The sequence below is a fragment of the Paraburkholderia ginsengiterrae genome (assembly GCF_001645125.1).
In the GTDB taxonomy this organism is placed as follows: Bacteria; Pseudomonadota; Gammaproteobacteria; order Burkholderiales; family Burkholderiaceae; genus Paraburkholderia; species Paraburkholderia ginsengiterrae.
Genome location: NZ_LXKA01000371.1, coordinates 147,473 through 160,509, shown reverse-complemented (window position 1 = coordinate 160,509; position 13,037 = coordinate 147,473). Strand labels below are relative to the sequence as shown.

The window sequence follows — 13,037 nt, the reverse complement described above, 5'->3', positions numbered from 1 at the left end:
ATCTCCTCTCTGAACAGTGCCTTATCGTTGTCGTTATGTGGTCTCAGGTTGCTTCGGCCGCCGCCGCGCTGCCGTGCGCATGCACGGGTTGCTGCGCATTCTTTGGCGCGCTTGCCGCTGCCGGCCCGGGCGAATACGCGAGGTAATCGTCCATGCTGAACGTGCTGGTGGCCTGGCGGAACTTGTACGCGAAGCCCGGCCGCAGCGTGGTGTTCTTGCCGGTTTTCGGATCGAGATACCAGCTCTTGCAACCGCCCGTCGACCAGATCGCGCGGCCGAGTTTTTGCTGGATTTTCTCGTTGTAGACACGCTCCACGTGCGGGCGCACCTCGATTGCGGCGGCGCGTTCCGCGTTCATCGTCTTCAGTGCGCGCAGGACGTATTCGACCTGCGACTCGATCATGAACACCATCGAGTTATGGCCAAGACCGGTGTTCGGTCCGACGATCATGAAGAAGTTCGGATAACCAGGCAAAGTCGTACCAAGGTACGCATGCGCGCCGTCGCGCCACGTATCGACGATATCCACGCCGCCGCGCCCGCGCACCACGCCGGCCGGAAACGGATCGGCGACCTGGAAGCCGGTGCCGAAGATCAGGCAGTCGGCCTCATGGCGCGTACCGTCGGTCGTGATCACGGCGTTTTCCTCGATGCGGGCGATGCCGGTGGTCGTCACCGACACGTTCTGGCGCGACAGGGCGGGGAAGTAGTCGTTCGAGATCAGAATGCGTTTGCAGCCCATCGTGTAGTTCGGCGTGAGCGTGGCGCGCAATTGCGGATCGCTCACCTGGCGGCGCAGGTGCCGCTCCGCGACTTTCTGCGCGGTTTTCATCAGCGTTGGATGGATCGCGAAACCGAACGCACGCGATTCGAGCATGCAGTAGAGGGCCGAGCGCATGATCTTCTGCGTGAACGGCAGATGTTTGAACAGCCACTGTTCGAGCGGCTTAACCGGGCGGTCGGCCTTCGGCATGATCCACGGCGGCGTGCGCTGGAACAAATCGAGGTGCGCAACGCGCGGCGCGATCTGCGGCACGAACTGGATCGCGCTGGCGCCGGTGCCGATCACGGCGACGCGCTTGCCTTCGAGCGGGTAGCTGTGGTCCCAGTGCTGCGAATGAAACGCCTTGCCCTTGAAGGTTTCGATGCCGGGAATGTTCGGTATCGCCGCGCGCGACAGACCGCCCATGCCCGAGATCAGCACGCGTGCCGACCATTGGCGGCCGTTCGTGAAGGTCAGTTGCCAGCGGTGGCGCGTCTCGTCGTAAATCGCGCTTGCGAGCTCATGCGCAAAACGCAGGTGCCGCTCGACACCGAAACGCTGCGTGCAGTCTTCGAGATAGGCACGGATTTCGGGCTGCCGCGCGAACATGCGGGTCCAGCGCGGATTCGGGGCGAAGGAGAACGAGTAGACGTGCGATTGGACGTCGCAGGCGCAACCTGGGTAATGGTTGTCGCGCCACGTGCCGCCCACGGAATCGGCCTTCTCCGCGACCATGAAGTCCGTCATGCCGGCTTGCCGGAGGCGGATCGCCATGCCGAGGCCCGCAAAGCCTGACCCGATGATGGCGATATCGGTTTCGATAGGCGTGGACGCGTCGGCCGGGCCAGATGCAGCGGCGTCGTGGGGCATCATGCGTGCGTTCATCCGATCCGTCTCCTTTTTCTCTCTTAACTGTTACATTGTGTGATGTAACAATAGAGGCTGACAACGGATGACGCAAGGGGGCGGTTAGATTGCCACCTCTAGGATCGGATGAACGGCGCGGCTTACTTGGCAGCGAGAGCCGACGCGACCTCGCGGTTCTGCCAGACGCTATCTTTCACGGTAATTTTCTGCGGAATCAGATGAGCGCCGTAGAACGCATCGGCAACGATCTGCTGCGAGCGCACGATTTCGTCCGTGACGGCCGTGGTGCCGTACGGATAGCGGCGCACCCAGGTTTCGACCACCTTCTGATCGAGCCCGACCTTCGGCCCGAGCAGCGCGGCGGTTTCCGCCGGATGCTCGTTGACCCAAACGCCGGCCGTGCGCAACTGTCCAAGGATCGCGCCGATCACATCGGGATGCTGCTGCGCGAAGTCGGGCGTCGCCTCATAGAAGTTCCAGGGATTGTTGAGTTCGGCATAGTCGACCAGCGTGCGTGCTTTCAGCGCGTGTTGCGCGGACGCGTAGTACGGGTCCCAGATTGCCCATGCGTCGACGCTGCCGCTTTCGAAGGCGGCGCGAGCATCGGCGGGCGGTAGATAGACCGCGTTCACGTCTTCGTAGCGCAATCCTGCTTTTTTAAGCGCTTCGAGCAGCAGGTAGTTCGCGCTCGAACCCTTTTGCAGCGCGACGCGCTTGCCCTTGAGATCGGCCACATTGCGCAGCGCCGAATCCCCTTTGACCAGAATCGCTTCCGCATGACGTCCCGATGGTTCCGCGCCCACGTAAACGAAGCGTACGCCGGCGGCCTGCGCGAACACCGCCGGCGGGGCACCCGTGTAGCCGAAGTCGATGCTGTTCGCGTTCAACGCTTCGAGCAGTTGCGGTCCGGCGGGGAATTCGAACCATTTGATGCTATAGCCGAGCGGCTTGAGTTTGTCGTCGAGTGAGCCTTGTGCTTTGAGCACCGCGAGCAAGCCCGATTTCTGATAACCGATGCGCAGTACTTTGGCGGCCTCGCTGTTCGTGTTACCGCTTTGTGCTGCGGCGCTGAAGGTCGTGAATGCCGCGAGCAATGCGGCGGCAAGGTGAAGGGAGTGACGAGGGTGGCGGGCCATGCCGTGAATCTCCAGTGCGATCGATGAGCGGGGCCGCGGCGGTAAGCGCATGCGGCGACGGTAAGGAATCGTCGCATGGACGTTCCGCCGCTCAAACGAAGCAATGCAGATTTGGATATGACGCGCGCTCGAACGCGGTGCCGCACAGGGGCACGCCGGTGGGCGTGTGGATGGGTGCGTGGACGAGCGCGCCGATTGTCGTGAGCACGCCCGCCGGCAGCGCTACTTTTTGGCTTTGTCTTTTTTTGCCGCGACCGGCTTGCTTTCGGCGTGATGGCCGAGCTTCTTTTCCATAATGGCCGCCACGCGGTCGCCGAGATAGTCGCCCGACGCTTCTTCCAGCGCGCGGTTCATTTCGCTTTCGACCAAAACCATGGCAAGCGGCCGCACGCGCCAGATGGCATCGACCAGCGCCGGCACGTCGGCGGGCGGCGGCAGTGCGTCCGCGTCGTAGCGGTCCAGCTGACGGACCACCAGATCGACCAGCGCTTTGGCGACCGCATTGAAATGGGGCCGTGCGATGTTCACGGAGTCGAGCAGATCGGCCAGCGGGATGCCTTCTTTCGCCATGGTCGCGCCGGCGGCCAGCGCCGCGCCGCTGCCCGAGACGAACGAGAGGCCGTCGCGCTCCAGCAGCCCGAGATCGACCGCTTTGCCGAGCGCGCTCGGCGAGGCCTTGTCGCCGAACATTTGCAGGAGTTCGAGCAGCGAGTATTTTTTCGGCCGCTCGCGCGACCAGGGGCCGCCGATCGCCGTTTCAAGTCCGAGGATGGAGCGCAGGTCATGGCCCTCGTCGACCGCCATGATCAGATCCTGAATGTTGGCGAGCGTGTAGCCGCGTGTGAGCAGGTGGTTGATCAGTTTGAGACGCGATACGTGCGTGTCGTCGTAGACGCCGACCCGGCCGCGCTTTTCCGGTGGCGCAAGCAGGCCGCGATCCTGATACGCACGCACGTTGCGCACGGTGGTGTCGCTGACGCGCGCGAGTTCGTCGACGGTGTATTCGTTGCGCGGCGAGGCGCCGGCCGAGGTGTGAAGGTCGGTGCGCAAGGGCGGAACGGGAGGCGGCGTGTTGGGCATGGCGGGATTCTAACGCGGCTGCGCGCACCGCCGCCAGCGCAGGGCTTCAGCCTTGCTGTTGAACTGCACCGTCCGGTGCGGTCGAGTCGCCTTGGCCGAGCGTGCGCTGCATCAGCGTCGTGTCGAGCCAGCGGCCGTGTTTGAAGCCCACCGCCTTCAGGGTGCCGGTCAATTCGAAACCCAGTTGCGCATGCAGCGACAGCGATCCGCCGCTGCCGCCATCCGCGATGACCGCCACCATCTGGCGCCACGGGCCCGACTCGCAACGCTCGATCAGCGCCTGCAGCAGCACGCGCCCCAGGCCCCGGCCGCGATAGGCGTCGTTTACGTAGATCGAATCTTCGATGGTGTTGCGATACGCGGCGCGCGGCCGGTAAGGCGTGGCGTAGCAATAGCCGGCGACTTGGCCGTCGATCTCCGCCACCATGTACGGCAGCCCATGGCTGCGCACCGACGCGAGCCGCGTGCGCAGGTCGTCGACGGAAGGCGGCGTTTCCTCGAATGAGGCCACGCCGGTCAGCACGTGATGGGCATAGATGGCCTGAATCGCGGGCAGATCGGCTTCGGTGGCGTCGCGGATCAGCGGGGCTGCTGTGGTCGATGCATGGGAGGTGGCGGGAGCGGGGTGGGTGGTGCTCATGCGTGGTCCTGTGATGGCCGTTGGTCTGCGGATACGCTTTACTATGCCCCCCGCGCGCGCGAATTTGAAGCGAGTCAAAAATCGCGGCGATTCACGGTCACTGAGTCGTCACTGAGTCATTACCGGCCTGCAAGCACGTGTGGCATGAGGCCGGCGTTGAGCCGTTCAGTTATGCGAGTACATGTCGGGCTGCTTTACATGGCCGCGATGATGCCGGTGATGCTTGGTCTTGTGTGTCGGCGTGGCTTTGGGCGGCAGCGGCGCGGGTTGTCCGGCCGATTGCTGCGGTGCCTGCTGAACCTGAGGAGCCTGAGGCGCGGGCGCGGGATGCGCATTGCCGGATTGCGGCGCGCTTTGGCCTTCGCCGAAATGGAAGGTCTGCGAGGTTTGGGCGTACGCGCCGGCAGACAGCGTCAGAGCCGCAACCGCGACGCAAACTGAAAACTTCATGGGTCCTCCTTCTGAACGAGCCGGTGAGGATACCCGTTTTTTGCCACGCCTATCGGCTACGACGCACGTCACGGGCCGCTTGCCGTGACGCGCATCAAAGGTCAGAGGTCGTCGAACTGATCGAATTCGCTTTGCAGTTCGCGGTTGCGGGCCACGCGTTCGTCGATACCCGGCCCGAGCCGTTCGACGATCGCCGAGATCAGCAGATTGAACAGGCAGGTCAGCGGCGCGAGCGAATCCCAGAACTGGCCGACGTCGGTCTTCACCTGCAGCAGATCGCCGCCGAACTCGCGTGCCCACGGGCAATAAATATCGGTGACGAGCGCGAAGGGCAGGCCGTGGCGCGTGGCGGCTTCGCAATAGCGGCGCGCCACCTTCGAATACGCGCGGGTGTCGGTCACGATCAGATACGGCGACTGGAAACCGGAGTTCAGCGAATCGACGTACGAGCCCGACATGCCGTCGGAATAGAACACGCGCGGGCGGATGTATTCGAGGTAGCTGTAGAACGCGTTGCTGATGCCGCGCGTGGACTGAATGCCGAGAATATAGACGGCATCCGCGTTCGAGATACGCTCCGCCACGCGGGCGAAGACGGGCGATTGCGCGAGTTGGTAGACATGCTGGATCGCCGCGACCTCGAGATCGAGCGAATGGGCGAGCGCGGGGTTGGGCTCGGTGGCCGGCGCGGCTTCGTCGTGCTGACCCGCAGTGCGGCGGAACGCGTCGAGCCGGTCGGTGATCAGCCAGGGACGCTCCTGCGTTCCGCGCAGTTCGCGTTTCAGATCGTCGAGATTCTGATAGCCGATGCTGCGCAGAAAGCGGCCGACCGAAATGCCGCTGGTGCCGGCCTGCTGGGCGATCTGGTCGGCGGTTTCAAGGCCGAGCCGGTCGAGATTGGCCAGCATGTAACTGGCAACACGCTTGGAGGTGGGCGTGAGTTCGGCAAAGCGGGCTTCGACGGTTTGAGCAAAAGCGGTCGGCATCGTGGTCGCGGCGAGGGCCGTGGTGGATCGATCATCGCGATGATGACATATTCAACCGGCCGCCCGTTTCGCGCGGGCCTGGAATGAGGCGCGGCGCGAGCCTGCGTGCGCGTGGGGCGGCTATCAGGTTGCCGGTCGCACCGGCGCGGTTCGCGAAAAGCGCCGCGCGCCCGCCACGCATGCGACCACCACGACGGTGACGAGGATCATCGCGGGCGGCACCTGTTCGTGCAGGAGCAATGCCGCGAGGGTCAGGCCGAAGAACGGCTGCAGCAACTGCAATTGCCCGACACCCGCAATGCCGCCGAGCGCGAGGCCGCGATACCAGAACACGAAGCCGATCAGCATGCTGAAGAGCGACACGTAGGCGAGGCCCCACAACGCAGCGTGACTGACACCGTCCAACGATGCGGGCCGTGCCCACCACGCGAGCGGCAGCATGAGTGGCAGCGACAGCACGAGCGCCCACGAAATCACCTGCCAGCCGCCGAGATGGCGCGACAGGCGCGCGCCCTCCGCATAGCCGAGCCCGCATACGACGATGGCGGCCAGCATCAGCGCGTCGCCCACCGGCGATGCATCGAGCCCTTGACGCAAGGCGAATGCCACCACCGCGCCGCTGCCGAGCGCCGAGAACAGCCAGAACGCCGCTTGCGGGCGCTCGCCGCCGCGCAGCACGCCGAAGATCGCGGTGGCAAGCGGCAACAGGCCGACGAACACCACGGCATGCGCCGAACTGACGTGGCGCAGCGCGAGCGCCGTCAACAGCGGAAAACCGACCACCACGCCGAGCGCGACCACCACGAGCGGAATTAAGTCACGACTCGCGGGGCGCGTCTGGCGAAACACGAGCAGCAGCAACAGGCCGAGCGTGCCGGCGATCGTCGCGCGGGCGACTGTCAGAAACAGCGGGTCGAGGCCCTGCACGGCAATGCGCGTGGCCGGCAGTGAACCGCTGAAAATCAATACACCGATGAGGCCGCTCAGCCAGCCGTTGGTGGTTTTGTCCATTGGAAGAATGCAGACGATGAAATAGAACGCATAGCATCTGCTATCCGGACATGGACAGTAAGGTACGGATCGGCACAAATCTAACAAACTGTACCGAGGAATGGAGCGGTACAGCCGCGGGGTGTTGCGTTGTGCTTCCTACTTGCAGAGCAGCAGCAGTCTTTCCTGATCTGTGCACGTCGCGCGCGGCTTTGCCGCCTGGGCTGCCGTCGCGCTGAGCGCCGCCCCATGGTTCGCGATGCACGCGCGCAGGTGCTTCTCGACCGGCGGATAGTATTTCCATCCGCGCACGAGCGGCGGCAACTCGAGCTTCACCTGCTTCCACTTCGGGTGTCCGTGCTCCTGCAGATTGCCGAAGTTGGCGCATAGCGAGTCGGCAAAGTGATTCAGATTGCCGACTGTATCGCGCAGACCGTAGTCATAGGTGACGAGAAAGGCCTTCACGGTGAGCGTCGGAACGTCCTCTTTCAACCAGTTCGGATAGCTGGCCGCACGAATCGTCGTGGGGAAATAGGTTTGTTTGGCGCGCGTGGTTTCAGGCGCGGCGGGATCGACCTTCAGCAGGCGAATCTGCTGAAGCAGCTCGGGGTTCATGTCGTTGAACAGTTTCGCGGGCTGCCCGACCACGATGATCGCCACGTCCACTTTCTTGACGATCAACGCAGCCAGCGCGTCCTCGTTGCTCAGGTGCTGGATATTCTGCTCGGGAATCGTCTGGCCGAACATCAGGTGGTAAAGCGTGGTGGCCGTCTGCGCGGTGCCGCTGCCGAACAGGCCGACGCTGATACTTTTGTCCTTGATATCGGCAAAGGTCTTCAAGGGCGAATCCGCGCGCACCACGACGTTAATTTCTTCGTCGTAGAGCGGCATGATGAGCCGTAGCGGCCGGATTGTCGTGCCCGCGTCGGCATTGCCCGCATTGGCCATGTCGATGTAGGCCTGATACACGTCGGATTGCACGAGTGCGAGTTTCACGCCCGCCTCGAAGCGCATGCGTTGCACGTTTTCAGCCGAGCCTTTCGACGCCACGACATCCAGATCGATGCCCGCCGGTTGTGCGACCCATTTCGACAGATCCTGGCCGATCTGGATGTACGTGCCCCGTTCCGGCCCGGTGACGATCTTGTAGTGCGCGGGTTCCGCGCCGGCGAGCGACACCACGACCATCAGGGCCAACCCCAGCCATCCCGTAAGAAGTCTCTTCAGCATGGTCCATTCACCTATCGGTCTGTTTGTATCGCTTCGCCCGTCGACCTGCGAAGCACCAGTGAGCCGGTCTGCCGTGTCATGTTCAATGCGCTGCAACTGCTACGTCCGTCTGTTACCGCTCAAACGCCGCGCGAGGATGCGTGCAATTCTCGCGATGATCGGTTAGGAGATCGGTCAGGCGATCTTTTATTTCGATTCGATATCCAAACTATTTATCACCGCCCCGGCGCTGAAGCATGCGCGTTGAGCGGCGCCCAACCTGTCTCGCGAATCACGCGTTCGAGGATGGTCTTCGCGGAGTCGCTGCCCGTATCGATCGCCAGTGCGTCGTTGGCGTGCTGGCGTGCGCAGGGCCACGCCGACTGCGCGACGCAGGCTTGCGCCGCTTGCAGCGCGGCGTCGCGGCGGGCGGTCAGGGATTTCAATTGATCGGCGAGATCCTGGGCGTCACCGTTGTCCGGCTGTAGCGCTTGCGCGGCGCCAAGCGCGGCTTGCGCCGCGGAAAGATCGTTGGTGCGCAAAGCAAGGCGCGCCACCTGCACGGCCTGCGTGGCATTGCGGAATTGCGGCACGGCGGGTTTGACCGGCGTCGCGGCAACGGACGGCGCAAGGGCGGCGGCGGGTGCCGCCGGAATCGCCTGCGCCGGCTTGGCAGAGCTTCCCTGTGCAGCGGGTTTGCCGGCAATGGCCTGATTCGTCGGCTGAGCAGGTGCGTACAGGGCGATAGTGCCGGTGGCCGTTCTGGCATCCTGAGTCGTTTCGCCAGCCTGATCGCCACTGTCGCTCTGTGAATCGCGACCACTCAATAGTGAATAACCGCCATACGCCAGGCCGATTGCGACAGCAGCCACGATGGCATACAACACCTTGCGGACCGGCAGTCCGTCGAAGCCTTTCGAATGGAGCGGTTCGGCGAGCAGCAATGGCGACGTACCTGGCGTAACGAGTGCCCGAGTGCGCGCCGCGGCTTCGGCAGGAGCAGGGGTGTCCACGTGCGCGGCACGTGTCGGGAAGTCGGATTCTACCGGCGTTTCCTGCTCGAGGCTGTTCTTCTGCATCGACGGGCTCATGGCGCTGGCGTAGTGGCCGGGAATCGCAGTGTGCTTGTGTGGATCCGCGTCGAGGGGATTGGCGGCGCCACAATACGGGCAATAGTCGACCTGCCGGTACAATGCGCCGCCACACCGTTTGCAGGGCGTCGGAAAGCTTTGCCCTGATGCTGTCTGGGTGGACATACTGTGGACCCACCTGTGGAAAACGACGCCATGACGGCATATTCCGGGGCATGCAGACGCGGGCGTAATGTCCGCGGAATCACTATCCGCATGCGCCGGAAAGTCCTCGGACGCAAGCCCACGCTTGCGGTGCCGCTGCTTGCAATATGTGGCGTTTCGATGAGAACGTCAATCGCCGTTCCTACCTATCTGATTCCGATGCGTCAGCGCACATTGGTAGGTACGACGAAATACTGCATACGTCCCCAGAACGAACGGACGGAGCCGTTTTTTCATGACGCGCTTCGGTGGAGGACTGGCGACAAAAAAGAGCGACGCCGACGCCTTCGGCGTTCGGCCTCGTCATTAAGCGCTTGCATCAAGCGCTTGAAGTGCGTGAGAAGAGAATTAATGCTTGCGCAACGGATGATCTTTCAGCAGCCATGCGAGCGCGAATGCCAGCACGACCACGCACGCGGCCGACAGATACACGGTGTGCAAGGCGCCGGCGAATGCCTGTAGGTAGTCGTCGCGCAACGCCTGCGGCAATTGGTGGATCGCGGTGGGTCCGAGCGCATGCGGCAATTCGGTGTCGGGTGGAATCAGCTTCTCGAGCCGTGCGGCGAGACCGTTCGAGAATACGGCGCCGAAACTGGCCACCCCGATCGAGCCGCCGATCGAGCGGAACAGTGTCGCGCCCGACGTGGCCACGCCCATGTGTTTGAACTCGACCGTATTCTGCACGGCGAGAATCAGCACCTGCATCACCATGCCGAGGCCGCAGCCAAGAAGCCCCATGTAGAGATACATCACATGAATTGGCGTGCTGATCTGCAAGCGCGCGAGCAGCAGCATGGCGATGGATACCAGCAACGTGCCGGCGATCGGAAACATGCGGTATTTACCGATCTTGCTGATGAGGCGGCCGGTCACCATCGACATCACGAACAGGCCGCCCATCATCGGCAGCATCTGCATGCCGGCTTCCGACGGCGTCGAGCCTTTGACCACCTGCAAGTAGAGCGGTATGAACGTCACGGAGCCGAACAGCGACACGCCGATGATGAAGCCGATCAGGCTGCTCAGCAAAAACGTGCGCTGCTTGAAAAGCTCGAGCGGCATGATCGGTTCGACCGCGCTGCGTTCTTCATGAATGAAGCCCCAGATCGCGATCAGGCCCATTGCCAGCGTGAGCCAGAGTTGCGGCGACGACCACGGCAGGATCGTGCCGCCTTGGCTCGTGAACAGAATGATGCAGGTGAGGGCGCCGGCCAGGAATGCTGCGCCCATATAGTCGATGGTGTGCTTTACCTGGCGAACGTGAGGCTTGAACACCGCGCCGATCACGACGAGCGATACGATGCCGAGCGGCAGGTTGATATAGAAAATCCAGCGCCACGTGAGGTGCTCGACGAGAAAGCCGCCGAGCAGCGGCCCGACCACGGTGGCAAGGCCGAACACGCCGCCGAATACGCCCTGGTAGCGGCCACGCTCGGCCGGTGGAATCACGTCCGCGATCGCAGCCATCGTCACCACCAGCAGCCCGCCGCCGCCCAGACCTTGCAGCGCGCGCAGCACGATCAGTTGCGTCATGTTCTGCGCGACGCCGCATAGCGCGGAGCCGGCCAGAAACACGATGATCGCTGTCTGCAGCACGATTTTGCGGCCGAACAGATCGCCGAGCTTGCCGTACAGCGGCACGACAATGGTCGACGTGAGCAGGTAGGCGGTCACGACCCATGACAGGTTGTTCAACCCGCCCAGTTCACCGACGATGGTCGGCAGCGCGGTCGAGACGATCGTCTGATCGAGCGCGGCGAGCAGCATGACCAGCAGCAGGGCCGGGAACAGCAGCCGGACCGGCGGGTGGCTGGCCGTGTGCGCGGCAGCCTGCGCATGAGGCTGCGTCAGTTCAGTGGCCAGCTCGGCGGGTTGAGTCGAACTCGTTGGGTTCATGGCGTTGCCGCATTGAAATTAATTAATTCGGAGATTAATATATGCGACATCGCAGCCCACGTCAAATTGAATGCAATGGCAAGGATTCCGTCAGACGACCGAGAGGTGAAAAGCAGCCTGCCCGGCACGGCCGCGACGAAGGTGCGCAAGGCGCGCGTCGCAGTCAGGCAGGCCCCTGAGACGCACGCCGGCACACCGGCAGCCGAGGCGCCTGCGCGGCGCCCGGGCAGGCCGTCGGGCGCCGCGCGCGGACCCCAGCAGCGCGACCGCCTGCTCGACGCCGCGCTAGCGCTGTTCGCGCGTCAGGGCATCGTCGACACCACGCTTGGGGAGATCGCGCGCGAGGCCGGTTTCACGCCGGCGATGATGCATTACTACTTCAAGACGCGTGATCAGCTGCTCGACGTGCTGATCGACGAACGTTTCGCGCCGCTGCGCGCCGGGCTTGGCGTGCCGTTTCAGGAGAATCCGGATGACCCGGTGGCGGCGATCACGCAACTCGCGCAGCGGCTGGTGCAGGTGGCGGTCGCCCATCCGTGGTTTCCGTCGCTATGGGTGCGCGAGGTCATCAGCGACGGCGGCCTGCTGCGCCAACGCATGCACGAGCGGTTCGGCAACGCGCATCAGAAGGCGTCGCTGTCAGCCATCGAGCGCTGGCAGAAGGAAGGGCGCCTGAACGCGGGCCTCGAGCCCGCGCTCGTATTTGTCACGCTGCTCGGCCTGACGATTCTGCCGCTGGCCACCTCGAAGCTGTGGCGCAACGATCCCGCGCGCCGCGATATCGGCAGCGAAGAAATCGCGCGGCATGTGGTGGCCTTGCTGGTACAGGGAATAGGTCCGAAGAAAGCCGATTGATTTCCGCGGCGACCCGTTTGGCGGCGACCCTGCCAAGGCACGCAACGTGCTGCTGATGGAGCGGATATGACTGCCGCGCGGTGCCGGCAACGATGGCGGCGCGGTATGAAAGCAGGAGTGTCAGGAACAATGCCGGGCGGGAAGAGCCATGCCAGTCAGGGTTTGCACGTGCCGCCGCGGCGTATCGGAAGTCGGCATCGGTCAGAGAGAGCGCCGGCGGCCAATTTTTCATCGGCGTGCAATTTTGGCGCGTTACCGTGCGCACGCGCTTGCGCTCGGGCCATGTTCTACAATCGTGACCCTGGTTGCAACTCGGCGCATGAAATCGAGTCGGAATCATGAACAGCAATCCCGTAGCCGCGCAAATCGGCGGCAAGCAGCAGGAAGTAAAGTTGGCCACGTCTGACGGCCTAACCGGTTTTTTAGAGCAGCATCGCAAAATGAACGGAGCATTGAGACTCGATCAGACCACGATCGTGCTCGTAGAGGACGACCCGGCCAGCCGGGAATCGCTGACCTTGTTACTCGAAGCGGAAGGCGCGCATGTGGTCGCCGTGGCGGACGCGGAAGCGGGCGTCGAAGCGGCGCTGAGGTTGTCGCCCGACGCCGTGGTCTGCGACCTCGAACTGCCCACCATGGACGGCTTTTACCTGATCCAGCGGCTGCGCGATCACGAGATTCGCGGCGATCACGCGCCGACGGTGGCCGTGGCGTTGACGGGCCACACCGGCGACGCCTATCGCCTGCGGAGTATCGGCGAAGGCTTCCAGCACTTCATGACCAAACCGGCTGTGCCGGAAGATCTCGTGACGCTGCTGCACGACGCGATCGACGCACGTAGTGCGGGTTGAAGCGGGCGGTTGCGCCAGG

Annotated in this window: 12 protein-coding genes; 2 read left to right on the top strand and 10 right to left on the bottom strand. The window is 63.6% G+C overall.

Features of this window, described 5'->3' with window-relative positions; translation table 11 throughout:
• Window positions 1–43: 43 nt before the first annotated feature.
• The 10 genes from A6V37_RS35330 to A6V37_RS35285 form a co-directional block, all read right to left on the bottom strand.
• Complete coding sequence (locus tag A6V37_RS35330; RefSeq protein ID WP_064286842.1) at window positions 44–1,648, bottom strand: flavin-containing monooxygenase; 1,605 nt, start codon at window positions 1,646–1,648, stop codon at window positions 44–46.
• Between the two features lie 122 nt (window positions 1,649–1,770).
• On the bottom strand, window positions 1,771–2,766 hold the full coding sequence (locus tag A6V37_RS35325; protein WP_064286841.1) for a sulfonate ABC transporter substrate-binding protein: 996 nt from the start codon (window positions 2,764–2,766) through the stop codon (window positions 1,771–1,773).
• A 222-nt stretch (window positions 2,767–2,988) separates the two neighbouring features.
• Window positions 2,989–3,846, bottom strand: coding sequence for a MerR family transcriptional regulator (locus tag A6V37_RS35320; protein WP_064286840.1), 858 nt, complete (start codon window positions 3,844–3,846; stop codon window positions 2,989–2,991).
• Between the two features lie 46 nt (window positions 3,847–3,892).
• Window positions 3,893–4,486 (bottom strand): GNAT family N-acetyltransferase, encoded by a 594-nt coding sequence (locus A6V37_RS35315; protein ID WP_064271869.1) that lies wholly within the window; start codon window positions 4,484–4,486, stop codon window positions 3,893–3,895.
• Window positions 4,487–4,651: 165 nt separating this feature from the next.
• Window positions 4,652–4,936, bottom strand: a complete 285-nt coding sequence (locus A6V37_RS35310) for a hypothetical protein (RefSeq protein WP_064271870.1) — start codon at window positions 4,934–4,936, stop codon at window positions 4,652–4,654.
• Window positions 4,937–5,037: 101 nt separating this feature from the next.
• The gene (sapR, locus tag A6V37_RS35305; protein WP_064271871.1) at window positions 5,038–5,922 is read right to left on the bottom strand and encodes a sap1 transcriptional regulator SapR; all 885 of its coding nucleotides are present in this window, start codon (window positions 5,920–5,922) and stop codon (window positions 5,038–5,040) included.
• Between the two features lie 123 nt (window positions 5,923–6,045).
• A complete protein-coding gene (locus A6V37_RS35300; protein ID WP_064271872.1) occupies window positions 6,046–6,933 on the bottom strand; it encodes a DMT family transporter in 888 nt (295 codons plus the stop codon).
• A gap of 138 nt (window positions 6,934–7,071) precedes the next feature.
• Window positions 7,072–8,142 carry a TAXI family TRAP transporter solute-binding subunit gene (locus tag A6V37_RS35295; protein WP_064271873.1) on the bottom strand — a complete coding sequence of 357 codons (1,071 nt, stop codon included), beginning with the start codon at window positions 8,140–8,142 and terminating at the stop codon, window positions 7,072–7,074.
• 215 nt (window positions 8,143–8,357) lie between these two features.
• The gene (locus A6V37_RS35290) at window positions 8,358–9,200 is read right to left on the bottom strand and encodes a hypothetical protein (RefSeq protein ID WP_244174072.1); all 843 of its coding nucleotides are present in this window, start codon (window positions 9,198–9,200) and stop codon (window positions 8,358–8,360) included.
• 564 nt (window positions 9,201–9,764) lie between these two features.
• Window positions 9,765–11,312 carry an MDR family MFS transporter gene (locus tag A6V37_RS35285; protein WP_064271875.1) on the bottom strand — a complete coding sequence of 516 codons (1,548 nt, stop codon included), beginning with the start codon at window positions 11,310–11,312 and terminating at the stop codon, window positions 9,765–9,767.
• Window positions 11,313–11,387: 75 nt separating this feature from the next.
• On the opposite strand from A6V37_RS35285, the gene A6V37_RS35280 reads away from it, so the two are divergent.
• Together A6V37_RS35280 and A6V37_RS35275 are read left to right on the top strand one after the other, a co-directional pair.
• A complete protein-coding gene (locus A6V37_RS35280; RefSeq protein ID WP_082902911.1) occupies window positions 11,388–12,167 on the top strand; it encodes a TetR/AcrR family transcriptional regulator in 780 nt (259 codons plus the stop codon).
• Window positions 12,168–12,505: 338 nt separating this feature from the next.
• On the top strand, window positions 12,506–13,018 hold the full coding sequence (locus A6V37_RS35275; protein ID WP_064286838.1) for a response regulator: 513 nt from the start codon (window positions 12,506–12,508) through the stop codon (window positions 13,016–13,018).
• Window positions 13,019–13,037 lie beyond the last annotated feature (19 nt).

Excerpts from the sequence above, each read along its gene's own strand:
- A6V37_RS35320 (WP_064286840.1), bottom strand. The coding sequence starts at position 3,846 with ATGCCCAACACGCCGCCTCCCGTTCCGCCCTTGCGCACCGACCTTCAC.
- A6V37_RS35275 (WP_064286838.1), top strand. The coding sequence starts at position 12,506 with ATGAACAGCAATCCCGTAGCCGCGCAAATCGGCGGCAAGCAGCAGGAA.
- A6V37_RS35310 (WP_064271870.1), bottom strand. The coding sequence starts at position 4,936 with ATGAAGTTTTCAGTTTGCGTCGCGGTTGCGGCTCTGACGCTGTCTGCC.
- A6V37_RS35280 (WP_082902911.1), top strand. The coding sequence starts at position 11,388 with ATGGCAAGGATTCCGTCAGACGACCGAGAGGTGAAAAGCAGCCTGCCC.
- A6V37_RS35325 (WP_064286841.1), bottom strand. The coding sequence starts at position 2,766 with ATGGCCCGCCACCCTCGTCACTCCCTTCACCTTGCCGCCGCATTGCTC.
- A6V37_RS35290 (WP_244174072.1), bottom strand. The coding sequence starts at position 9,200 with ATGCAGAAGAACAGCCTCGAGCAGGAAACGCCGGTAGAATCCGACTTC.
- A6V37_RS35330 (WP_064286842.1), bottom strand. The coding sequence starts at position 1,648 with ATGAACGCACGCATGATGCCCCACGACGCCGCTGCATCTGGCCCGGCC.
- A6V37_RS35315 (WP_064271869.1), bottom strand. The coding sequence starts at position 4,486 with ATGAGCACCACCCACCCCGCTCCCGCCACCTCCCATGCATCGACCACA.
- A6V37_RS35295 (WP_064271873.1), bottom strand. The coding sequence starts at position 8,142 with ATGCTGAAGAGACTTCTTACGGGATGGCTGGGGTTGGCCCTGATGGTC.
- A6V37_RS35300 (WP_064271872.1), bottom strand. The coding sequence starts at position 6,933 with ATGGACAAAACCACCAACGGCTGGCTGAGCGGCCTCATCGGTGTATTG.
- sapR (WP_064271871.1), bottom strand. The coding sequence starts at position 5,922 with ATGCCGACCGCTTTTGCTCAAACCGTCGAAGCCCGCTTTGCCGAACTC.
- A6V37_RS35285 (WP_064271875.1), bottom strand. The coding sequence starts at position 11,312 with ATGAACCCAACGAGTTCGACTCAACCCGCCGAGCTGGCCACTGAACTG.